Origin of the sequence: Paraliobacillus ryukyuensis, from assembly GCF_003315295.1 — a bacterium.
Classification (GTDB): domain Bacteria; phylum Bacillota; class Bacilli; order Bacillales; family Amphibacillaceae; genus Paraliobacillus; species Paraliobacillus ryukyuensis.
The window spans coordinates 249,197-270,522 of the sequence record NZ_QNRI01000001.1 but is presented as its reverse complement, the minus strand read 5'-3'; the positions used below and the strand labels follow the sequence as shown (position 1 = coordinate 270,522).

Here is a 21,326-nt window from a genome sequence, read left to right as displayed (position 1 = left end):
AAAATATAGTAAAAGTATATAAGATTATTCTCAAACCCATATGTTTTTGTTATGATACTGGCAAGCAGGAGGGAAAACTATGAACTATCCGAACGGGAAGAAATCTTCTTCTCTAGTAAATCGTAACAAAATAAAGAAAACAACAACGTTTAGTAATCGAGGAATGACCCTAGAAGAAGATATTAATAATACAAATATGTATTATCGTACAACAAATGCTGCAATTATTCACAAAAAGCCAACGCCAGTGCAAATTGTTAACGTTGATTACCCGAAGAGAAGTGCTGCAGTTATTAAAGAGGCATATTTTAAACAAGCATCGACTACAGATTATAATGGTATATATCGTGGCAAATATATTGACTTTGAGGCAAAAGAAACGAAAAATAAAACATCCTTTCCACTTAGTAATGTGCATGAACATCAAATAAACCACATGCGTTCGGTTGTTGAACATGAAGGTATATGTTTTATTCTTGTTCGATTTGCATCTTATAATCAAACATTTTTTTTTCCTGCGTTGAAACTTTTCCCATACTGGGATAGTCAGTTTAATAGTGGAAGAAAATCTATTCCGTATCAGGATATTAAAAACAATGGTATTGAAGTTCCTGTTCATTACCCAGCTCAGGTAGATTACTTAAAAGTAATTGACCAGCTTTATTTTTAGAACGGAGGAAGAACAATTATGGCAAATGAAAGCCAATCTAGAACAGCAAGAAGAGAACAACAAAAACAAAATAAACAATCAAAGAAAAAGCAAAAATCCATATTTAAAAAAACCTTATTAATTATAGGTATCATTTTCCTAGTCACAGCGATTGGTGTAGGTGGATTATTCACTTATTATATTGCAAAAGCACCAGATTTAGACGCTTCCATGTTAAGCGACCCTGCATCAACTAAAGTCTACGATATGAATAAGGAACTTTATGCAGATTTGGGTACCGAAACACGAACGAAGGTTTCATATAATGAATTACCTGATTTATTAATTGATGCGGTTTTAGCTACTGAAGATGTTCGTTTTTTTGAACATTCCGGAATTGATTTAAGACGTATCGGAGGTGCGGTTATTGCCAATGTCACAGACGGTTTTGGGTCTGAGGGGGCGAGTACCATTACCCAGCAGGTTGTGAAAGACTCATTTTTATCAACGGATAAGACAATTAGAAGAAAAGTACAAGAACAGTGGCTTGCCATTCAACTAGATCGAAAGTACTCGAAACAAGAAATTTTAGAGATGTATCTAAATAAAATTTATTACGGATCTGGAGCTTATGGCGTCGCGACAGCAGCAAACACTTATTTTAGTAAAACTGACTTAAGCGAATTAACGTTACCGGAAGCTGCTTTATTAGCTGGACTTCCGCAGCGACCATCTGCTTATGATCCAACGGTTAACCCAGATCTTGCAAAAGAACGAATGAATACGGTATTAGATCTAATGGTTCGCCATGATAAAATTAGCGAGGCAGAAGCAAAAGAAGCAAAACAAGTAAAAATAGAAGATATGCTTAACCCTTCAGAACAACAAGACACGGAATATCAAGCGTTCATTCAAAAAGTTGCTGAGGAAGTGGAAGCAAAACTAGGTGCTAACATTTACACGGATGGCTTGAAAATTTATACAACATTAGACCCTAATGCTCAAGAAGAGGTAGAGCTTGTTTTATCAAATTCTGAAGATAATCCAATTCAGTTTCCAGATGATGAATTACAGTCAGGTATTGCTGTCGTTGATACCACATCTGGAGCTATTCGAGCAATTGGTGGTGGCCGTAATAGAGAAAATAATAACGGTTGGAATTTTGCTTTCCAAGGTGATGGTCGGCAAGCAGGTTCTTCTATTAAACCAATTCTTGATTATGGACCTGCAATTGAATACTTGAATTGGTCCACTTACCATCAAATCAATGATGATGGACCATATGCTATTGCTGGAACAGATGATGTAGTTAGAAACTGGAATAGACGTTATCAAGGTTGGATGAGTATAAGATATGCTCTGGAACAGTCATTAAACGTACCTGCATTGAAAACGTTAGAAGAAGTTGGTTTAGACCAAGCTACTGAATTTGCGAGTGGATTAGGAATTGAATTAAGCGAAAAACCAGTAATAACAGATGGAATCGGAGGAGGTAGCGCGAATGTAACGCCATTAGAAATGGCAGGTGCCTATAGTGCATTTGGAAACGAAGGTATCTATACAGAGCCATATGCAGTAACGGAAGTAGTTTTTAGTGATGGTCAATCTGAAACGCTAAAATCTCAACCTGAAGCAGCTATGTCTGATGCGACGGCTTATATGATTACGGATATGCTTAAATCAGTAGTCAACAGTGGTACAGGTACAACTGCTAAAGTATCTGGTCTACCGATGGCAGGTAAGACTGGTACGACAAACTTAGCCGACAGTTCAAAAAGCGGAAGTCCTGATGTTTGGTTTGCCGGTTACACACGTAACTATTCGATAGCAATATGGTCAGGCTACCCTGAAGACAATAAAACTGCTGTTGCAGATACAAAAATATCGCAAAAACTATTTCATGAGATTATGAGTCATATTTCAGAAGGTAAAGATACTCCAGATTTTGAAATGCCAGACTCTGTAGTTGAGGTTGCTGTAGAAAAAGGATCAAATCCTGCGAAACAACCAAGTGCGTATACACCAGATTCTCAAATCGTTACTGAACTATTTAAAAAAGGACATGAACCTAGTAAAACGTCTGAGAAATATGATCAGCTAGATCCTGTTTCTGATTTGACTGCGACATATAATGAAGAATCAAATAGTATCAATGTTTCATGGGGATACAATGGTGATCAAGAGGTACAATTTTCTGTAGATGCAGGTTCAGGTAATAAAACCACGACTGAAAATACAGAAATGGAAATTACCAATGTAGAGCCTGGTACAACTTATACTATTAATGTAACAGCGGTCGATGCTAATAATGAAAGCAATGTAAGTGAGGCAAAAACGGTAAAAGTGGATGTTCCTGACGAAGAGCCTGAACAAATTGCGGCTGTTTCTAATTTATCTGGAACATATAATCAAGAATCAAATAGTATCACAGTCTCATGGGGCTATGAAGGTGATCAAGATGTTCGCTTTCAAGTAGACGCTGGATCTGGAAATACGACATCAACTGAGGGAACTACACAACAAATAACCAATGTACAACCTGATACAACATATACCATTCGTGTTACAGCGATTGATAAGAATAATGAAAGCAACACAAGTGGAGCACAATCAGTAGAAGTTAGTGTTCCCGCGGATGATCAGGAAACAGACCCTTCATCTGATAATGATAATAATTCCGCTGATGACCAACAAGGAAACACTGACAATTCAGAACAGGAACAGAACTCAGAGGAAAACGGCAGTGGCAATGAGGACAGCGAAAACAGTGAATAAAGGTAAGTAATAAAAAACAAGAAGTCAGCTTATTGCTGGCTTCTTGTTTTTTGCTTTAATATAGCAACTTTAGCGTATATTTTTTCTGTTTCTTTATATAATTCATTTAACTGTATGTAACAGTAATATTGTTCCGGCTGTTGTAAGATAAAAGGAATGCGTTCTTGGCTATTAAATGGTGCATAAGTTAGCTGTGTTATTTTTTCACTTAACGTATTATCTACGATTAGTTCGGTATCATTCAACCAACCCAATACTAGTACTAACTGTTTAGTATAATATTGCACGGGTTCTTTAGCCTCTGGATAGCGACGTTGTTGAAATAAATCGGCTATTGCTTGATGATTTGCTTTCCAATTCTCGATCCATTCTTTACCTTTATCGATTAACATGTTGTTCACGTTCCTTTTTTTTCATTCTTTTTTGTCCTTCTCGACAGATAGATAATAAAGGACAGACATCACAATTTGGGCTTTTCGCTTTACAATGATATCTTCCAAAAAAAATCATTCGATGATGGGTGGCACTCCATTCTTCTTTTGGTACCTTTCGCATTAATGTCTTCTCTACTTCCAAGGTAGAATCTTTCCAACGACAGATAGCTAATCGTTTAGAAACACGTTCTACATGTGTATCCACAGCAATAGCTGTCTCTCCAAAAGCCACCGAGGCAACTACATTAGCTGTCTTCCGCCCTACACCAGCCAATGTTTCTAGTGCTTCTTTTGAATGTGGAACTTCTCCATCAAATTCGTCGATTAAAGATTGACATAACTTTTGTATATTTTTTGATTTATTACGATATAATCCAATCGAACGAATGTCTTGTTGCAATTCTTCTAGTGAAACTGCTAAATAGTCTTCTGGTGTCTGATATTTTTTAAATAACTCTTTTGTTACTTTATTTACTAATGCATCTGTGCATTGTGCAGATAAGACGACTGCAATTAACAGTTCAAAGGCATTTTTATGCACGAGCTCACAGGCTGCGTTAGGAAACATTTCTTCCATGACATCCAATGTATATCGTATTTGTTTTTGATTTAGCATTACTGATCCCCTCTTATCTTAATCCTCTTCTAACCAATTGTAATACAAGGAAGCATCTCGTTCAGTGGTTTCTTTTCTTTCCACTTGCGATGGACCAGTATGAAATGCTTTACTATGTTGTCGTGCTTGCTCCACCGTATGAATGCCTTGTCGTTTCCATTCTCGTAAAATACGATCAATATATTTAAAATTTAATTTACTCATTAACACAGCTTCCCGGAGTGCTGCTTTAATAAGTGCAGGTTGTTGTTCATCTTGATCTATCCAAATATTAATTGTCTCAATTTCAATGGGAGACAGAGCTCTACCAAACTCTTGTTCAAAAAGGATAAAAATATTCATTTGCTCTTGCTTGTTTGAATCATCTTTTTTCTTCGATTTATTAGTATACAAGACTGCCCATAAAGGCTCTAAAGAATAATATTCATTTCTTAAGGATTCAGAAGCAGATGACTCTTCAATCTCTAATAAGCCTTTTTGAATTAATTGTCTAAGAAGCATGGCACATTCTTGTTGATCAATTGTCGTCTTTGCTGTAATTTCTTCTGGTGTAGGGAATAAAACACCTTCTATTTGATACTGATATATTTTTAAAACAATAACTAGTTCTTTCTCGTCTAATCCGACGGAGGGATAATCCGATAGTAGGCGTGCTGGTATAGATAGTTGATCTTGTAGTATCACTTGTATTGCTTGTTTGTCTTTCATACGTTCACCTCAAAAAGTATTGTAGCATAGACATGTCACGAATACGAATATATTAAAAAGCGTAAAAAACCCTTGACACATAAGTCAAAGGTTTTCCTAATATCAAGGATATAAACGATTTAATAAACGAGGGAATGGTATCGTCTCTCTTACGTGTTCAACACCAGATAACCAAGCAACTGTACGCTCTAATCCTAAACCAAAACCGGAATGTGGCACACTTCCGTATTTACGTAGCTCTAAATACCATTGATAGGCATCACCAGACAGCGCATGTTCCTCATAACGTTGTTTCATTAATTCTACATCATCAATTCGTTGAGAACCACCAATAATTTCACCATATCCTTCAGGAGCTATTAAATCCGCGCATAATACTACCTCAGGACGGTTAGGATCTGGTTTCATGTAAAAGGCCTTAATCTCAGCTGGGTAATTCGTAATAAAGACTGGTTTATCAAAGCTTTCAGCTATTGCAGTTTCATGCGGTGCACCGAAGTCTTCTCCCCATTCAATGTCATCAAAACCTTTTTCTTTTAATAATTCAATTGCATCATCATAAGAGATTCTTGGAAATGGCGCTTTGATTTTTGCTAATTTTTCTACATCTCGTTCTAATGTTTGTAATTCAAGGCTACAATTGGTCAGAACTGCATCTACAATATAAGATACATAGTTTTCTTGTACTTGCAGGCTATCTTCATGGTTCATAAACGCCATTTCTGGTTCTATCATCCAGAATTCAATTAAGTGCCTACGTGTTTTTGATTTTTCTGCACGGAATGTGGGGCCAAATGAAAATACTTTTCCAAACGCCATTGCAGCAGCTTCCATATATAATTGACCACTTTGAGATAAATAAGCCTCTTCATCAAAATATTGCGTATGGAATAGCTCTGTTGTTCCCTCTGCAGCTGAACCTGTTAAGATCGGTGGATCAATTTTGATATAGCCATTTTCATTAAAGAAGGTATATGTAGCACGAATAATTTCGTTACGGATTTTCATAATTGCATGTTGTTTTTTAGAACGTAGCCATAAATGGCGGTTATCCATTAAGAATTCTGTTCCGTGTTCTTTAGGTGTAATTGGAAAATCAACAGCTTCATGAATAACCTCGATACTCGAAACTTGTAATTCATAGCCAAATGGGGAACGACTATCTTCGGCTACGATTCCTGTGACGTACAATGAAGTCTCTTGTGTCATGTTTTTAGCTAATTGAAATGTATCTTCACTTACTTCAGCTTTGACAACAACTCCTTGGATAAATCCTGTTCCATCCCTTAATTGAAGAAATGCAATTTTACCACTAGAACGTTTATTGGAAAGCCAACTTCCAATGGTAACTTCTTGTCCTACATAATGTTTTACTTGATCTATTGTTGTTTTCATAACAAACTCCTCCAAAAACTAGTATTATACTTGATGTGTTTCAACAAAATGTTGAATTCGTTTGGTAGCTTCTTCTAATTGATCTAAACCAGTGGCATAAGATAGGCGAACATTATTAGGAGATCCGAATCCACTACCAGGTACTAAAGCAACTTTTTCTTCTTCTAATAATGCTTCAACCCATGCATCCACTGAATCAAAACCGTTCATTTCTACCGCTTGCTTCACATTAGGAAATAGATAAAAAGCTCCTTTTGGTTTGACACAAGTGATCCCCGGAATAGCAGTTAACCACTCGTATGTTGTATTCAAACGTTGGGTAAATGCCGCTTTCATTTCGCTTAACGCCTGCTCTCTTGAATCTGTATAAGCTTTTAAAGCTGCAGCTTGCGCAATTGAAGTTGGATTTGACGTAGAATGCGACGCAAGGTTGGTCATGGCTTGAATTATTTTTTGATTACCAACAGCATAACCTATCCTCCACCCCGTCATCGCATGGGATTTAGAGACGCCATTAATAATAATGGTTTGCTCTTTCAAATCTTTTGAAAGTTGCGCAATGGAAACATGTTTATCTTGCGTATAAATTAATTTTTCGTAGATCTCATCGGAAATAATTAATAACCCATGTTCTAGACAAACTTCTCCCAATGCTTCCAATTCTTCTTTGGAATACATCACCCCAGTTGGGTTACTTGGTGAATTGATGATAATCGCTTTTGTTTTTTCCGTTATAGCTTGTTGTAATTGCTCTCTTGTAATTTTAAAATTATTCTGTTCCTCCGCATTGACAAAAACCGGTTGTCCTTGTGCCAATTTAATTTGCTCCGGATAACTCACCCAATATGGTGCTGGGATAATTACTTCATCATCCGGATTAAGGATTACTTGAAATAAAGTATATAACGCATGTTTAGCTCCAGTAGTCACAATTACTTCCTTCTCCGTATAATTTAATGCATGATCAGATTTCATTTTATCAATAATTGCCTGTTTGAGTTCTAACGTGCCACCGGAAGCAGTATATTTGGTGAATCCTTGATCCATTGCCTCTTTAGCAGCATCCAATATGTAAGATGGCGTATTAAAATCTGGTTCTCCAGCCCCTAATCCAATGACGTCATGCCCCTCATTTTTTAAGGATTTTGCTTTCGCCGTAATTGCTAACGTTGTTGATGGCGTCAATGCATTTACTCGATCTGCTAACTTCATAAAATCACCTATCCTTTTTTAATACTGGTTAGAGAAAGAAATACCACTTTCATACTCTCCGTTATCTAATTGATAATAACGATAAGTCAGTCGGTTCTGTGAATCTATATAAGTCAATTCTAACAAAGGTGTCGTATCTCTTATTGCGTATGTTGAATGTAACAACTGACAACTTTCGCATTCATTTTTCCATTGACTAGTTAATTGCTTTTTCGTCATTAAATTGTTCAAAGAAAAAGTATGAATTTCTTCGTCTTTATTCGTCTGGTTTACATAAGCTAGTAACCGATCACCATCTTTGTTGTCTCCGATAAAGACATGGTAAAAGTCTGTACCATGAAACCTTTCTGTTTGATTAACAGTAACCATATCCGTTTCATTTAAGACACTTTCTTCTGACTCGGCAAATCCTGACAGTTTATTGGATTGAATTGTTTGATAAAGATGACCAACATACACAAATACTGCGACTAGGCATAAAACGAGTATTACAGTGGTCCACTTTATCCAATTAGGTACGGTAAATCGTGAAGACTGCTGTCTCATTGTCATCCTCATCTAGGGCTAAACCAAACATTAAATCATCTTCTTTTAAAATTCGATTTAAGCTATCCACTATTTTATATAAATCTTCTGTATATGTCAGTCGAACGGTAGATAATGTTTCAATTTTATCCTTCATTAGTCAAAACCCCTACATGAAATATTTTTATTGTCTTTATTTGCTAAACATAGAATGATACTAGCAACACCATACTAATAGTGCGTTGAGAAGAAATATGTCTCCATTATAACAGTTTTTTACCGAATTTTGATGGTGAATATTTATTTTCAACTAAATTTAATCCTTACCCATTTTTTGCTGTGTGCATTTATGTACACAGCTTTTTTACCAATTCTCAAATTAATTAGGAGATAACCTCGTAGTCCGTTAAGGTCATTTGAATAATGGTCGTACCTACTTGTTTTAATTGATATACGTCAATCCATGACTCGTTTAATCTTTCAACAAGTCGTGGATTTAACTTTGCTGAGCTTGAATTAAAAATAATACCTATGTGTGGATCAATTGCCTTTAAGAGTGTCTCACTCGGTGAATTATTTTGCGCAAAATCAGGCACTTTGATAATATCTGGTTTACTATTTGAATTTTGAATAACTAAATCCTTATTTATTTGTTCAGAAAATCCCATATACAACATGCTATTATCACCATATTGAATAGTAAACGTCATTTCTCCATCAACCGAAGTATCAAAAACATGGAATTGCAAATGATTGGCTAAATTATGTTGCTCTCCTTTTTCCCATTGTTGTAATTTAACCTGATTAGAAAATTCATTCAACGGTTTTGCGGCTACAATTAAATTTTTCACTGCAATATGATCAAGAAGATAGTGAAGATTCCCTATATAGTCTTCTGTTTGTTTAGACAAAATAATGGCATCTAGTTTGGTAACACCCAGTTCTTCTAATTGATTGATCAATTCAGTGGTACTGTTGTCTGAGCCCGTGTTGATTAAGTAATTCTCATCTCCAGTTGTTTGGATTAAAGTAGCTTCTCCCTCAGGTAAATTAAAAAAGGAAAGTAATAACTGAGGATCTTCTTGCATAGGCAACTGTGTTTTAGCTATAGCGGGCAATGGAAAACACATTATTATGCTAAGTACTATTATAAATGACTTTATCTTCTGTTTCATCTTAGACCACCTACTTATCATTCATACATATGATTAGGGTATGTAAGATAACGAACATCATAACCAATCTTCTGCAGTTTCCAACAATTCTTTCGTTGTTTGATAATGGATGTCGATTGGCGGAATCGAATCGATAAAATATTTTCCATATTTTGCTGTCATTAAACGATCATCACAAACAAAAACTATGCCCCGATCTTTACTTGAGCGAATTAATCTTCCGAAACCTTGTTTGAATCGAATAACTGCATTCGGTAATGCAACAGACATAAACGGATTATGCCCATGCTTTTTATAAAAATTGGCTTTTGCTTGATAAACAGGGTGATTAGGTGGTTGAAATGGTAAACGAACAATAACAACACAAGTTAAGTCACTACCAGGAATATCTACCCCTTCCCAGAAAGAATTCGTACCAAGTAAAATGGCTTGCTCAAATGTTTGAAAGTTTTTTTTCAAACGAGAACGACTTCCACTTGAAATGCCTTGTGCAATCAACATATACTCGTCTTCTACCCATTCCTTTAATAAATAATATGTTTTTTTAAGCATGTCATAAGAGGTAAATAATATTAGCATCCTCCCCTTAGTTAGTTCTGCCAAAGAAACAATTGCTTCACATGTAGCATAAATAAAGTCATCCATTTGATTAAATTTTGCTACAGGAAAATCATTAGGAATTAACAATTGTACTTGATCAGAATAAGAAAAGGGTGAATCAATTTGTTTTTCGACTATTTCATTATTTGTAAATCCTAATCGTTCTTTAAAAATAGCAAAAGATCGTTTTACCGTCATCGTTGCGCTCGTTAAAATGATACTTTCCATTTTTTTAAATAACTGCGTTTGAAGTTTTTCACCAACGTCAATTGGTTCTTGATACAAATAAACTGAATTTTGTGCTCCATCTTTGTCAATTTCTATCCATTTTACTTCCGTATCTAAAGTTGGTTGTAAGAAATAGATGCGGATACGTTCAATGGTTATGTCCAGTTGTTCCTTAAAGTAATCAATTTCTTGGATAATATCTGTCGGATATTTCGCTTTGACAAAATAACTAGATAGATGTGACAACACCTCTTTTAGATCTTCCAGAAGCACAACTAATCTATTTACCATTTCTAAAATACTTTGCCATTGTTTATCGGTATGATCGGTTGAAGAAAAAGTATATTGATATCTACCAACATCACTCATTGCTCCTTGTTGGTATTGTTTTTTCATGACATACTGAAACAAATGTCGAAATAACTGATCAAGTTCAGCTTTCGCATCTTCCCAACGTTTATCCCATTGTTGATCCAGCAGTACGTTTGCAATCACACTTTCTCTTTCAGCTAGACGATGAATGGTTCCATCTTCGGTAGAACCAATCCCCTTCAGTAAACGATGAACAGCTACATAATGTAATTGAAAACCAACGTGTTTAGCTGCTGTTTCTTCTAAATGATGTGCTTCATCAATGATTAACTTTTTAAAAGCCGGCAAAACTTGCTTTTCATTGGTGAGACTACTACTCAATAAAGCATGATTAGTTATAACAACATCAGCTTTTTGTGCTTTCTTAATCGCTTTTAGATAAAAAGAATGTTGAAACCATGGAGATTGAGGATCTAATCCCCCTTCTGCTTCTGTAGAGATTGTACGAACAAATCGCTCTCCACTTGAAGGAAGCGTTAATTCATCAAAGTCTCCTGTCCAAGTTTCCGTTAACCAAACCAACAAAATCGCCTTTGTTAAAGTAATATCATAATTATCAAATTCGAGTGACTGCATCACTTGTTCAAATCTTGCTAAACTCAAGTAATGTTGTTTACCTTTGATCATCACAGCTTGAAATGGAAAAGGAAGGACACGTTTTAACAACGGGATTTCTTTTTCCATTAATTGGCGTTGTAATTGTGTTAAGTGCGTACTAACAATCACTCTTTCGTGGTTTGTTACTGCTTGATAGATGGCTGGAATTAGATATGCGAGTGATTTACCAGTCCCTGTAGCAGCTTCAATCATCGCGTGTTTTTTTGATTGAAACGTGTCATAAATGGTTGTCGCCATCTCATATTGGCTAGGTCTTGCTTCAAAATCATTTAAATAATTGGCAAAACCAGAAGATTCATAAAACAAATGGTCAACTAACTCACCATAAGAAGGGGTTTCCGTTAATTGAGGAAAATTAGTAACTGATTGTTTTTTAAAGGCAAAACCTCGGAATTCTTCGATCTGATTCGTTTCATCAGCTATAAAGATTGCTTTGTTAAGGGCTTCATCAAATATAGCGGACAAATCACTTTTTAGTTTACCTTCTAGCAGCATTAGTTTACGCAATGTTTCATATGGAAGACTTTTCAACTTATTTAAAAGGTAATCTAACAATTCTGTGGTGACCAGTGCATCTGATAGCGCGCGATGTGGTGATGTATGTACAAAATGTAATGATTCAGCTAATTGACCTAATTTGTAGCTTGACGCTTGTGGTAAAAAAATCCGAGATAACTCTACGGTATCTATCACTGAAAGGTTGATAGGCTCCAAGCCAACACGCTCAAATTCAGCATTAATAAATCCTAAATCAAACGGAACATTATGCGCAACAAAATAAGCATCAGTTATAATAGCATGTAATTCATCCGCTATCTCTTCAAATATAGGCGCATGTCGAACATCATCATTCGAAATACCAGTTAGATGTGTAATAAAATGTGTGATTTCTATATTTGGATTAACCAATGTAGTAAATTGTTCTGTCACTTCTCCGTCTTCGTACACAACTAAACCAACTTCAATGATTCGGTCTCCTTGTTTTGGCGTATGTCCTGTGGTTTCTAAATCGATTATGACAAATTTATTCAATCTACTCATCCTTCATTGTCGACATTTCTCACAGCGCCAACCATCTGTAATAACCCATTTTAAATGAGTTGGTGATTAACAGATGCTGAGCTTTCTGAAAAGTTTTCATAGTCTTACTTATATATAAGTAAAACTCCTATCAAACACAAGCTGATAAGAGTTTTACCGTTACATCGTTGCTAATGGTGGTTCCTGATCGATTACTTCAACAACCTCATTGTTATCGTTCATCAACGCAACTTTTGGTTTAAACGTGGTTAATTCTTCATCAGATAAAGAAGCATAAGAAACAATAATAATAATATCATTAGGCTGAACCAGTCTAGCTGCAGCCCCATTTAGACAAACGACCTTACTACCTCTTTCTCCAGGTATAACATAAGTTTCTAACCTTGCTCCATTATTGTTATTGACAATTTGCACCTTTTCGTGAGGTAAAATACCCACTTGATCAATAATGTCTTGATCAATCGTGATACTGCCAACATAGTTTAAATTTGCTTCGGTTACGCGAGCGCGATGGATTTTTGCTCTCATCATCGTGCGATACATAAAAAAACCCCCTACAATACTACATTATCAATCGATCCATCGGTTGAAATGATGACATTATCGATCAGCCTAGCTTTCTCAAATTGCACAGCAACGGCAACAATTACATCCTGATCGATTTCCGCAACAAGTTCCAGTGTAGGAAAGGTTAATAGTTCCACATAATCTATCATTCCACTAGTATGGGATTGAATATAGTTTTTCACTTCATTCACTATGATAGCAGGATTTTTTTCGCCGTCAAACATTTTTTGTTGTGCAAGTGAAAGACTTTGAAACAGTGCAGGTGCCTCCGCACGTTCCTGTGTTGATAAATAGACATTACGACTACTTTTAGCAAGCCCATCTTCTTCTCTTACAGTTGGAACTACATGTAAGCTAACAGGGAAATTTAAGTCTTTAATCAGTTGATCAACCACGGCAACTTGTTGTGCATCTTTACTACCGAAATATACATGATCAGGTTGTGTTAGATGAAACAGCTTAGTTAATACTGTTACAACACCAGCGAAATGCCCTGGTCTAGATTTTCCGCACAAGACATCAACGCGTGAAGTCACATCCATGCTAATGCCCGATAATCTTGGATACATTTCTTCTACGTTTGGAAGAAATAAATAATCTACGCCATGTTTCTCAGCTATTTGCTGATCACGCGCTTCATCACGTGGATATTTATCAAAGTCTTCATTTGGCCCAAATTGTAGTGGGTTTACAAAAATACTAGTAATTACGACGTCATTGTTTGTACGTGCTTCATCCATTAAAGTGGTGTGCCCTTCATGGAGATAGCCCATAGTAGGCACAAAACCAACTTTTTCTTTGCTTTGTTTTAACGTTTGCGCAATTTCTTGCATTTTCTGAACCGTTGTAATTACTTGCATTAGGCATCCTCCAAATTCAAAGCAGTTCTCAATTCAGGAGATAAAAAATAACTTTCGGACGCATTAGGAAAAGTACCCTGTTTTACTTCTGAAATATACTGGCCAATTGCTTGTGGGATGACTTCATTAAAGTTTTGATAAGAGCGAACAAATTTCGGTAAACGATCTACTCCATATTTTAAGATATCATGAGAAACAATAACTTGACCGTCACAATTGATTCCTGCACCAATACCAATGGTTGGGATGGTTAATTGACTCGTAATCAGCTGTGCAACTTCTTTTGGAATACACTCAAGTACAATACCGATCGCTCCACTTGCTTCCAGTGCTTTGGCATCTTTGATTAGTTTATCAATACTTGCCTGATCTTTTCCTTGCACACGAAAACCACCTAAAACATTTACTGATTGCGGCGTTAAACCAATATGGGCTACTACAGGTATACCTGCATCCGTTAATTTGGTGATGAATTGTAATATCTCTGGAGATGCCCCTTCTATTTTAATCGCTTGCGCATTAGTCTGTTGGAAAATTTCTTTTGCATTTCGCATCGAATCCTCTAATGATATGTGGTAGGACATAAATGGCAGATCAACCACGACAAATGTATCTGATGCACCACGAGTTACTGCTTTTCCATGATGAATCATGTCTTCAACCGTAACTTGAATGGTTGAATCATATCCTAATACGACCATTCCTAAGGAATCCCCAACTAAAATCATATCAATCCCTGCTTGCTCAGCTAATTTAGCCGTAGGATAATCATAAGCCGTAATCATCGTAATTTTATCATCTGTTTCTTTCATTTGTTGTAATGTAATTTTGTTTTTCATCTTTCTTCCCCTTTTACCAATCAATTTCAGCAGAATATAGTGCGGTGATTTGTTTATCTATTCGTTCTACAAGCAAAGCACCATCTTCTTGAATGCCTTTAATCTTCCCTTCTGCTTTCTGGTTGTTTGTATAATATGTCACCCATTCATTTAATTTATAAGCTCGCTGTTCCCACTTCGTTTTTATCGGATTAAATCCTTGTTTAATAAAGTTCTCATATTCTGCCTCAAATGAACGGAGGATTTGTTGAATTAAAATAATTCTCGAGTAAATTGTTCCAGTAGCTTCTCGTAATGAGGTTGCTTTTGTTTGAATCGATGTATCAAAGCGTGTTCTAGTTTGGTTGACATTTATTCCAATACCCACAACAAGATGGTGGACAGTGTCTTGTTCTGCTTGCATTTCCGTTAATATACCAGCAACTTTATAATTACCGATAAATAAATCATTTGGCCATTTTATTTTTACAGCTACGTCAGTTTCTTTTGTCAAAACTTCAGCTAGTATTGTTCCAACTAATAGAGTGAATTGAGGTGCTTGAAAAGGTAGCACGGATGGCCTAAGAATGATACTTAACCATATCCCCTGATTATTATCAGAAAACCACTGGCGATTCATCCTCCCTCTTCCCGCTTCTTGTTTATCAGCTACGACAATTGTTCCATGTGGTGCGCCTTCATAAGCTAACGCATTTGCTTTCGTTTGTGTGGAATCAATTGTTGGGTAGTGGTGAATCGTTTTACCTAACCATTTTGTATCTAAACCCCATTGTAACGTATTCTCACTTAATTTATCTGGGGTTGAAATAATACGATAACCTTTATTAGGGATTGCATCAACTTGGTAACCATCTTTTTTTAAAATGTTTATTTGTTTCCAAACAGCAGTGCGGGAGATGTTTAATTGTTCCGAAATTGCTTGACCTGATAAATAAGTGTCTTCATTGGCAACAAACAAAGCGATTATTCGATCTCTGGTGGATGCCATTTTGTTAACCACTCCTTTATCTGTTGATAATCATTTTCTACATCTCGTTGAACAATGGCATATTCGACTTCGTTGAGATAGGTACCTAACCATGCTCCTTTCGACCGATTAGGATACATAGCAACTATGTCTTCCCCATTGACTTGCATTTCTTTCCGGCTTTTAAGTGGTAACTGATTAGCTAACACAGACAATTGGTCAACCGTAATCTCTTGGTTAGTTAGATTACGAATAAGACGAACAAATGATTTGTAAAGATCACTAGGTAACTGATATACAAGCCAAGTTGTTAAACCTTGTTGATTAAATAATCTCGCTAAATCAATTAATACTTTTGCTTTATTAAGAGAGTGATTCGACAGTTTCCACTTTTTCGCCATTTCTTTGATCGTTATGTCTTGATACGTACAACTGATAAATGCAGATAACTCGAATAAATGGTGTAACGGACAAGACATCTTTTTAACCACATGACCTATAGAAGGAAGGTCTTGAAAAACTGGCAAATGACGCCACAAATCAACTTGTGTACTAAGTGCAAGTGCCTGCATATATTGGGAACCTGCAAACATTTTTTCTAATTCTATTGCTAATCGTTCTACTGCTAATGTCTCAATTAAAGGAATTTGATGATGAATCGCTTGGTATGTAGTATTTTCTATTGAAAAATCCAGTTGACTAACAAATCGAAGTGCTCGCATCATACGTAATGGATCCTCTAAAAAACGCGCAGCAGGATTTCCTACAGTTTGAATTTGTTTATTTTTAATATCGTTTTGTCCGTTAAATGGATCATGAAGAACACCAAATCGATCCATTGCTATCGCATTCATCGTGAAATCTCTTCTACTTAAGTCTTCTTTCAAGTCAGAGATAAAAGTGACTTGATCTGGATGACGATGATCAGAATAATTTCCATCTGAACGAAATGTCGTCACCTCATACGATTGATGTGCATGACGGACGATCACTGTACCATGTTCAATGCCTACCGGAATGACTTTATCAAAAATTCGCTGCATAACCTCTGGTGTAGCTGAAGTTGCAATATCAATATCGCTAATGGAAAGACCTAAAATAAAATCACGAACTGCTCCACCAACAAAAAAAGCCTGATAACCATTAGCTTCAATTGTTTCAATAATTGGCAAGGCTTCTTTAAAATGTTTAGCTAGCATCATTTTTTCCTCCTATAGAAGTTCATCGTAAATCTGTTGATAAGCTTCTACAATATGTTCTGCATGGAAGTGATTTTCTACGTGGGTTATTGCTTGTTTAGAGAACGCTTGCCATCGTTTGTCATCACCAAGTAAAGAAATAGCTTTTGCAGCCATATCCTCTACATCTCCTAATTCAACAATAAAGCCATTGTTATTATGTTCGATTACTTCCGGTATACCGCCCACATTTGTTCCAATACATGGCACACCACAAGCCATTGCTTCAATTAAAACGAGACCAAAGCTCTCTTTTTCGGAAGGTAATAGTTTCAAATCAGCAATTGAGAATAATGCTGCAATATTGCTTTGTTTTCCTAAAAATAAAACATGATCTTCTAGGTGAAGCGTATGGACAAGCTGATGCATTTCACTATATTCCGGACCATCACCAATTAATAATAGTTTTGCTGGGATCTTTTCGTTTATTTTCCTAAAAGCATAGATGACATCTTGGATTCGTTTAACCTTACGAAAATTTGAAATATGTACAATGACTTTCTCATTTGACTGAATGTTGTATTCTTTCTTTAATGCTTCGCTTGGTTGGTAATAGTATTCTGATGTATCGACAAAATTATAGACAACTTTCATTTCTTTTTCAACAGCTAACATTTCTTTTGTTTGCTTAACTAAACTGTTTGAAACAGCTGTAACCGCATCTGATTGTTCAATGCCATATTTAATCATCTTTTTCAAACTTTTATCAATGCCTAGTACTGTGATATCTGTTCCGTGTAATGTCGTTACAATTTTGACGTCTTTAGTCGCCATTTGCTTAGCTAGTATCGCACAAATGGCATGCGGCATCGCATAATGAACATGTAAAATATCAAGTTCTTCTGTATCAATAACTTCTGCCATCTTATTCGCTAATGCTAAGTCATAAGGTGCATATTGAAATACAGGATAATGATTCACTTCAACTTCATGAAAATAAATGTTCGAAAAGAAATTATTCAAACGAAATGGCACACTAGAGGTAATAAAGTGTATCTCATGTCCTTGCTTTGCCAGAAATTTTCCTAATTCTGTGGCAACAATCCCAGAACCACCTACAGAAGGATAGCAAGTGATGCCAATTTTTTTCATTTTTACTCATCCTTCATTATTTTTCTTGTTGATTAAGTTTCTCCATTCAAAAAAGCCCGCTTCTAGCGCTCGAATAACTATTTCAGCTCCACCCAAATTAGTTACTAATGGTATCTGATGCACATCGCATAAGCGCATTAATGCACTAATATCAGGCTCATGTGGTTGCGCCGTTAATGGATCTCTAAAAAAAATAATTAAGTCCATATTGTTTTCTGCAATTTTTGCACCAATTTGTTGATCGCCCCCCATCGGGCCAGATTGGAAGCGATGAATTTTTAATCCAGTTGCTTCACTAATCATCTTTCCGGTGGTACCAGTAGCAAATAAGTTATGTTTCGATAAAATATGTTTATACGATAATGCAAAATCAATAATCATTTCTTTCTTTTTGTCGTGTGCTACTAAAGAAATATTCATGTTAAACCTCACACCTTTTTAGTTTTTTATTCGTGATTTTATTCTAACAAGTTTTCTAACCCATAAACCAGTACATCTAACTTCATCACGTGATCAATGGAAAATTTAATACCTGACATAAAGGATTGACGATGAAATGAATCGTGTTTAATTGTTAGATTTTCGCCTGGGCTACCGAAAATAACCTCCTGATGGGCCACAAGTCCCGGTAGCCTTACACTATGGATGTGCATTCCATCAACATTGGCACCTCGTGCACCCTGTATTGTTTCTTGTTCATTTGGATGGCCCTGCTGTTTCTTTTCACGTTCTTGCTTAATTAATTCAGCTGTTTTCACTGCCGTACCTGATGGCGCATCCAATTTCTGATCATGGTGTTTTTCAATAATCTCGACATCCGGAAAATATTTAGCTGCCCATTTTGAGAATTGCATCATTAACACCGCGCCTATTGCGAAATTTGGTGCGATAACAGCGCCTATCCTCTTTTCTTCTGCAAGATCTGTTAATTCTGCTAATTGCTCTGAGGTAAACCCTGTGGTGCCAACCACTGGTCGTACGCCATATTGTATGGCTGTTTTCGTATGAAGATAGCCATATTCAGGAGTAGTTAAATCAATTAGTACATCCGCGTCAACTGCTTGAAAACACTGATCGATGTCAGTGAAAATTTTGGCATCAAATGCAGGAAGTCCAGGTATATCTTTTATTCGTTCTCCCTCATGTTTCATATCTAAACATGCCACTAAATTCAAGTCATCATGTTTTTCAATCATACGTAATGCTTCGCTTCCCATTCTTCCTCTTGGTCCCGCTACAACTACTTTAATATTACTCATTTTCTTCACGCTCCAACTCTTTTTTTGTCCAGCGATTCTTATCTCTTGTTTCAATTTTGGTCATCGAGTGATCAAATGCTTCGGCTACATCAATATCTAATGAATTGGCAAATGAAAGCATAACAAACATTAAATCACCAAGTTCTGCTTCGATGCTATTTGTCACTTCTGTCTTCTTTTTTGGTTTTTCCCCATATGTATGATTTATTTCTCTGGCTAACTCTCCAATTTCTTCGGTAAAACGTGCAAGCATACTAAGCGGGCTAAAATATCCTTCCTTAAATTGAGATATGTAATTGTCCACTCTTTGTTGCATCTGTCTCACATCATTATTATTATTTTCGACAATCATATACATAACCCCTTTTATCGATAAAAATTCATATGTTCACTGTACCCTATATGTTAGCGAAAACAACGCTTTTTGACAAATAAATTCAATTTGCCATCAATCTGTATTGTTTCTTTGTTTCTGTTTGACTATAATAGTAAAGGTGTTTTGTATGTTAGGAGGAGAACATTTATGAATTTGTTTGGTCTTAAATTTAAAAATATTTTCTTTATATTAATTGGATCTGCTATATTTGCTTTTGGGATTGTTCATTTTAATATGCAGAATAATCTTGGTGAAGGTGGATTTACAGGGATCAATTTGTTACTTTATTTCCTATTTGGTTGGGATCCCGCAGTGATGAATATCGTATTAAATATCCCTACATTTATTTTAGGATGGCGATTTTTAGGAAGAAATACGTTTGTATATACGATTATCGGTACAGTGGCTGTTTCTATCTTTTTATACATATTTCAAATCAAACCATTTCAACTTCATTTAGAAGCTGACATGACATTAGTTGCTTTGTTTGCAGGGGTTTCCATTGGGGTTGGATTAGGAATCATTTTTAGGTACGGTGGAACCACTGGTGGTGTAGATATTATTGCCCGTATTGTTTTTAAATATGCCGGATGGAGTATGGGCAGAACAATGTTTTTGTTCGATGCGATTGTTATCGCTGGTTCCATTATCACGTATTTAGAGTTACGAGAAGGCATGTACACATTAGTGGCAGTGTATATTGGTGCAAGGGTAATTGATTTTATTCAAGAAGGTGCCTATTCCGCACGCGGAACAACAATTATTTCTAATTTTAGTCATGAGATTTCAGATAAAATATTGAAAGAAATGGATCGAGGAGTTACCGTGTTGCAAGGTAAAGGTCGTTTTTCTGGAGAGAATAAAGAAGTTCTTTATTGTGTAGTTGGTCGTAATGAAATCGTTCGTCTAAAATCGATTATCAATGAAATTGATCCACACGCTTTTGTTGCGGTAACATCTGTACATGACGTTGTGGGAGAAGGATTTACTTTAGATGAGAATAAAAAACCTTATCCAGATTAAAAAAGAACTGATACATTAGTATCAGTTCTTTTACTTTGTTAAAATTAATCTTCTGAGATAACAAACATTAAAATAAAACGGATTAATTCAGCTACAGCTACAAGTGCAGCTGCTACATAAGTTAGTGCTGCAGCATTAAGTACTTTTTTCGTGTCACGTTCTTCATTATTGCGGATCACGCCAGAAGATACTAACTGCCCCATCGCTCGGTTAGAAGCATCAAATTCAACTGGTAATGTTACTAATTGGAACAATACCGCAAATCCCATGAATACGACACCAATTATACTCAGCATAGGCGTAAGGAATATACCAGCAATAATTAAGATAAAACCAAGTTTATCCCCTAAATTTGCCAACGGAAATAGTGAGGAACGAAATCGTAAAAATGCATAGGCTTGGGCATCTTGAATTGCGTGCCCAACTTCGTGTGCTGCAATCGCTGAGGCTGCCATGGAATGACCATGATAGTTATCGCTAGAAAGTCGAACAACTTTTTTACGTGGATCATAGTGGTCAGACAGCATACCCCGTGTTTCTTCTATTGTAACGTTGTATAAACCATTATCATCTAAGATTTTTCTTGCTACTTGAGCACCAGTCATATAGGATGACGTTGCTACTTTCGCATACTTCTTATACGTACTTTTCACTTTTGATTGCGCCCAAAGTGGAATAATCATTAACAGCGCAAGATAAATAAGGTAAGTACCTATTCCCATCTTCATACCTCCATCAGTATATACTTTCTCTATTT

General features: G+C 36.0%; 22 protein-coding genes. 3 read left to right on the top strand and 19 right to left on the bottom strand.

The features are described from left to right. Nucleotides 1–79 precede the first annotated feature (79 nt). Together recU and DES48_RS01510 are read left to right on the top strand one after the other, a co-directional pair. Entirely contained in the window at nucleotides 80–670 is a 591-nt protein-coding gene (gene recU, locus DES48_RS01515) for a Holliday junction resolvase RecU (protein ID WP_079709667.1), read from the top strand. Between the two features lie 18 nt (nucleotides 671–688). Continuing rightward, nucleotides 689–3,424 (top strand): penicillin-binding protein 1A, encoded by a 2,736-nt coding sequence (locus tag DES48_RS01510; RefSeq protein ID WP_113866271.1) that lies wholly within the window; start codon nucleotides 689–691, stop codon nucleotides 3,422–3,424. A gap of 29 nt (nucleotides 3,425–3,453) precedes the next feature. Here DES48_RS01510 and DES48_RS01505 read toward each other — a convergent pair whose 3' ends face one another. From DES48_RS01505 to DES48_RS01420, 18 genes are all read right to left on the bottom strand, one after another. Then, the gene (locus tag DES48_RS01505; RefSeq protein WP_113866270.1) at nucleotides 3,454–3,816 is read right to left on the bottom strand and encodes a YpoC family protein; all 363 of its coding nucleotides are present in this window, start codon (nucleotides 3,814–3,816) and stop codon (nucleotides 3,454–3,456) included. Beyond that, entirely contained in the window at nucleotides 3,803–4,474 is a 672-nt protein-coding gene (gene nth / locus DES48_RS01500) for an endonuclease III (protein ID WP_113866268.1), read from the bottom strand. Before nth ends, DES48_RS01505 begins: the two co-directional genes overlap by 14 nt. An 18-nt stretch (nucleotides 4,475–4,492) precedes the next feature. Then, nucleotides 4,493–5,182 carry a DnaD domain-containing protein gene (locus DES48_RS01495; RefSeq protein ID WP_079709671.1) on the bottom strand — a complete coding sequence of 230 codons (690 nt, stop codon included), beginning with the start codon at nucleotides 5,180–5,182 and terminating at the stop codon, nucleotides 4,493–4,495. Between the two features lie 102 nt (nucleotides 5,183–5,284). Further along, nucleotides 5,285–6,577, bottom strand: coding sequence for an asparagine--tRNA ligase (gene asnS, locus DES48_RS01490; RefSeq protein ID WP_113866266.1), 1,293 nt, complete (start codon nucleotides 6,575–6,577; stop codon nucleotides 5,285–5,287). Between the two features lie 24 nt (nucleotides 6,578–6,601). Next, on the bottom strand, nucleotides 6,602–7,789 hold the full coding sequence (locus DES48_RS01485) for a pyridoxal phosphate-dependent aminotransferase (RefSeq protein WP_113866264.1): 1,188 nt from the start codon (nucleotides 7,787–7,789) through the stop codon (nucleotides 6,602–6,604). An 18-nt stretch (nucleotides 7,790–7,807) separates the two neighbouring features. Next, the gene (locus DES48_RS01480; RefSeq protein ID WP_147232373.1) at nucleotides 7,808–8,335 is read right to left on the bottom strand and encodes a cell wall elongation regulator TseB-like domain-containing protein; all 528 of its coding nucleotides are present in this window, start codon (nucleotides 8,333–8,335) and stop codon (nucleotides 7,808–7,810) included. After that, nucleotides 8,301–8,471 carry a YpmA family protein gene (locus DES48_RS01475; protein WP_113866260.1) on the bottom strand — a complete coding sequence of 57 codons (171 nt, stop codon included), beginning with the start codon at nucleotides 8,469–8,471 and terminating at the stop codon, nucleotides 8,301–8,303. The genes DES48_RS01480 and DES48_RS01475 overlap by 35 nt, the downstream gene beginning before the upstream one ends. A gap of 226 nt (nucleotides 8,472–8,697) precedes the next feature. Continuing rightward, nucleotides 8,698–9,489 carry a ComEC/Rec2 family competence protein gene (locus tag DES48_RS01470; protein WP_170126142.1) on the bottom strand — a complete coding sequence of 264 codons (792 nt, stop codon included), beginning with the start codon at nucleotides 9,487–9,489 and terminating at the stop codon, nucleotides 8,698–8,700. 57 nt (nucleotides 9,490–9,546) lie between these two features. Next, nucleotides 9,547–12,348 carry an ATP-dependent DNA helicase DinG gene (gene dinG / locus DES48_RS01465; protein WP_245911253.1) on the bottom strand — a complete coding sequence of 934 codons (2,802 nt, stop codon included), beginning with the start codon at nucleotides 12,346–12,348 and terminating at the stop codon, nucleotides 9,547–9,549. Between the two features lie 159 nt (nucleotides 12,349–12,507). After that, complete coding sequence (gene panD / locus DES48_RS01460) at nucleotides 12,508–12,891, bottom strand: aspartate 1-decarboxylase (protein WP_079709678.1); 384 nt, start codon at nucleotides 12,889–12,891, stop codon at nucleotides 12,508–12,510. Between the two features lie 11 nt (nucleotides 12,892–12,902). Further along, nucleotides 12,903–13,775, bottom strand: a complete 873-nt coding sequence (gene panC / locus DES48_RS01455; RefSeq protein WP_113866254.1) for a pantoate--beta-alanine ligase — start codon at nucleotides 13,773–13,775, stop codon at nucleotides 12,903–12,905. Beyond that, nucleotides 13,775–14,614 carry a 3-methyl-2-oxobutanoate hydroxymethyltransferase gene (gene panB / locus DES48_RS01450; protein WP_113866251.1) on the bottom strand — a complete coding sequence of 280 codons (840 nt, stop codon included), beginning with the start codon at nucleotides 14,612–14,614 and terminating at the stop codon, nucleotides 13,775–13,777. Before panB ends, panC begins: the two co-directional genes overlap by 1 nt. Nucleotides 14,615–14,627: 13 nt before the next feature. Continuing rightward, complete coding sequence (locus tag DES48_RS01445; protein ID WP_113866249.1) at nucleotides 14,628–15,602, bottom strand: biotin--[acetyl-CoA-carboxylase] ligase; 975 nt, start codon at nucleotides 15,600–15,602, stop codon at nucleotides 14,628–14,630. Further along, a complete protein-coding gene (locus DES48_RS01440) occupies nucleotides 15,578–16,783 on the bottom strand; it encodes a CCA tRNA nucleotidyltransferase (protein ID WP_113866247.1) in 1,206 nt (401 codons plus the stop codon). The genes DES48_RS01445 and DES48_RS01440 overlap by 25 nt, the downstream gene beginning before the upstream one ends. 9 nt (nucleotides 16,784–16,792) lie before the next feature. After that, a complete protein-coding gene (gene bshA / locus DES48_RS01435; RefSeq protein WP_113866245.1) occupies nucleotides 16,793–17,911 on the bottom strand; it encodes an N-acetyl-alpha-D-glucosaminyl L-malate synthase BshA in 1,119 nt (372 codons plus the stop codon). A gap of 6 nt (nucleotides 17,912–17,917) precedes the next feature. Continuing rightward, nucleotides 17,918–18,331 (bottom strand): methylglyoxal synthase, encoded by a 414-nt coding sequence (gene mgsA, locus DES48_RS01430; RefSeq protein WP_113866243.1) that lies wholly within the window; start codon nucleotides 18,329–18,331, stop codon nucleotides 17,918–17,920. 38 nt (nucleotides 18,332–18,369) lie between these two features. After that, a complete protein-coding gene (dapB, locus tag DES48_RS01425) occupies nucleotides 18,370–19,170 on the bottom strand; it encodes a 4-hydroxy-tetrahydrodipicolinate reductase (protein ID WP_113866241.1) in 801 nt (266 codons plus the stop codon). After that, a complete protein-coding gene (locus DES48_RS01420) occupies nucleotides 19,163–19,522 on the bottom strand; it encodes a nucleotide pyrophosphohydrolase (protein WP_113866238.1) in 360 nt (119 codons plus the stop codon). Before DES48_RS01420 ends, dapB begins: the two co-directional genes overlap by 8 nt. Before the next feature lie 171 nt (nucleotides 19,523–19,693). On the opposite strand from DES48_RS01420, the gene DES48_RS01415 reads away from it, so the two are divergent. Continuing rightward, nucleotides 19,694–20,569 (top strand): YitT family protein, encoded by an 876-nt coding sequence (locus tag DES48_RS01415; protein WP_113866236.1) that lies wholly within the window; start codon nucleotides 19,694–19,696, stop codon nucleotides 20,567–20,569. A 44-nt stretch (nucleotides 20,570–20,613) separates the two neighbouring features. Here the strand turns inward: DES48_RS01415 and DES48_RS01410 are convergent, their stop codons facing one another. Next, nucleotides 20,614–21,297, bottom strand: a complete 684-nt coding sequence (locus tag DES48_RS01410) for a zinc metallopeptidase (protein ID WP_079709687.1) — start codon at nucleotides 21,295–21,297, stop codon at nucleotides 20,614–20,616. Nucleotides 21,298–21,326 lie beyond the last annotated feature (29 nt).

What these genes read in the sequence shown, in the direction of transcription:
- DES48_RS01480 (WP_147232373.1), bottom strand. Translation starts at nt 8,335, where the DNA reads ATGAGACAGCAGTCTTCACGATTTACCGTACCTAATTGGATAAAGTGG.
- mgsA (WP_113866243.1), bottom strand. Translation starts at nt 18,331, where the DNA reads ATGAATATTTCTTTAGTAGCACACGACAAAAAGAAAGAAATGATTATT.
- DES48_RS01415 (WP_113866236.1), top strand. Translation starts at nt 19,694, where the DNA reads ATGAATTTGTTTGGTCTTAAATTTAAAAATATTTTCTTTATATTAATT.
- DES48_RS01420 (WP_113866238.1), bottom strand. Translation starts at nt 19,522, where the DNA reads ATGATTGTCGAAAATAATAATAATGATGTGAGACAGATGCAACAAAGA.
- asnS (WP_113866266.1), bottom strand. Translation starts at nt 6,577, where the DNA reads ATGAAAACAACAATAGATCAAGTAAAACATTATGTAGGACAAGAAGTT.
- DES48_RS01440 (WP_113866247.1), bottom strand. Translation starts at nt 16,783, where the DNA reads ATGATGCTAGCTAAACATTTTAAAGAAGCCTTGCCAATTATTGAAACA.
- DES48_RS01475 (WP_113866260.1), bottom strand. Translation starts at nt 8,471, where the DNA reads ATGAAGGATAAAATTGAAACATTATCTACCGTTCGACTGACATATACA.
- DES48_RS01445 (WP_113866249.1), bottom strand. Translation starts at nt 15,602, where the DNA reads ATGGCATCCACCAGAGATCGAATAATCGCTTTGTTTGTTGCCAATGAA.
- panB (WP_113866251.1), bottom strand. Translation starts at nt 14,614, where the DNA reads ATGAAAAACAAAATTACATTACAACAAATGAAAGAAACAGATGATAAA.
- dapB (WP_113866241.1), bottom strand. Translation starts at nt 19,170, where the DNA reads ATGAGTAATATTAAAGTAGTTGTAGCGGGACCAAGAGGAAGAATGGGA.
- panD (WP_079709678.1), bottom strand. Translation starts at nt 12,891, where the DNA reads ATGTATCGCACGATGATGAGAGCAAAAATCCATCGCGCTCGCGTAACC.
- nth (WP_113866268.1), bottom strand. Translation starts at nt 4,474, where the DNA reads ATGCTAAATCAAAAACAAATACGATATACATTGGATGTCATGGAAGAA.
- bshA (WP_113866245.1), bottom strand. Translation starts at nt 17,911, where the DNA reads ATGAAAAAAATTGGCATCACTTGCTATCCTTCTGTAGGTGGTTCTGGG.
- panC (WP_113866254.1), bottom strand. Translation starts at nt 13,775, where the DNA reads ATGCAAGTAATTACAACGGTTCAGAAAATGCAAGAAATTGCGCAAACG.
- DES48_RS01410 (WP_079709687.1), bottom strand. Translation starts at nt 21,297, where the DNA reads ATGAAGATGGGAATAGGTACTTACCTTATTTATCTTGCGCTGTTAATG.
- DES48_RS01505 (WP_113866270.1), bottom strand. Translation starts at nt 3,816, where the DNA reads ATGTTAATCGATAAAGGTAAAGAATGGATCGAGAATTGGAAAGCAAAT.
- DES48_RS01495 (WP_079709671.1), bottom strand. Translation starts at nt 5,182, where the DNA reads ATGAAAGACAAACAAGCAATACAAGTGATACTACAAGATCAACTATCT.
- DES48_RS01510 (WP_113866271.1), top strand. Translation starts at nt 689, where the DNA reads ATGGCAAATGAAAGCCAATCTAGAACAGCAAGAAGAGAACAACAAAAA.
- recU (WP_079709667.1), top strand. Translation starts at nt 80, where the DNA reads ATGAACTATCCGAACGGGAAGAAATCTTCTTCTCTAGTAAATCGTAAC.
- DES48_RS01485 (WP_113866264.1), bottom strand. Translation starts at nt 7,789, where the DNA reads ATGAAGTTAGCAGATCGAGTAAATGCATTGACGCCATCAACAACGTTA.
- dinG (WP_245911253.1), bottom strand. Translation starts at nt 12,348, where the DNA reads ATGAGTAGATTGAATAAATTTGTCATAATCGATTTAGAAACCACAGGA.
- DES48_RS01470 (WP_170126142.1), bottom strand. Translation starts at nt 9,489, where the DNA reads ATGAAACAGAAGATAAAGTCATTTATAATAGTACTTAGCATAATAATG.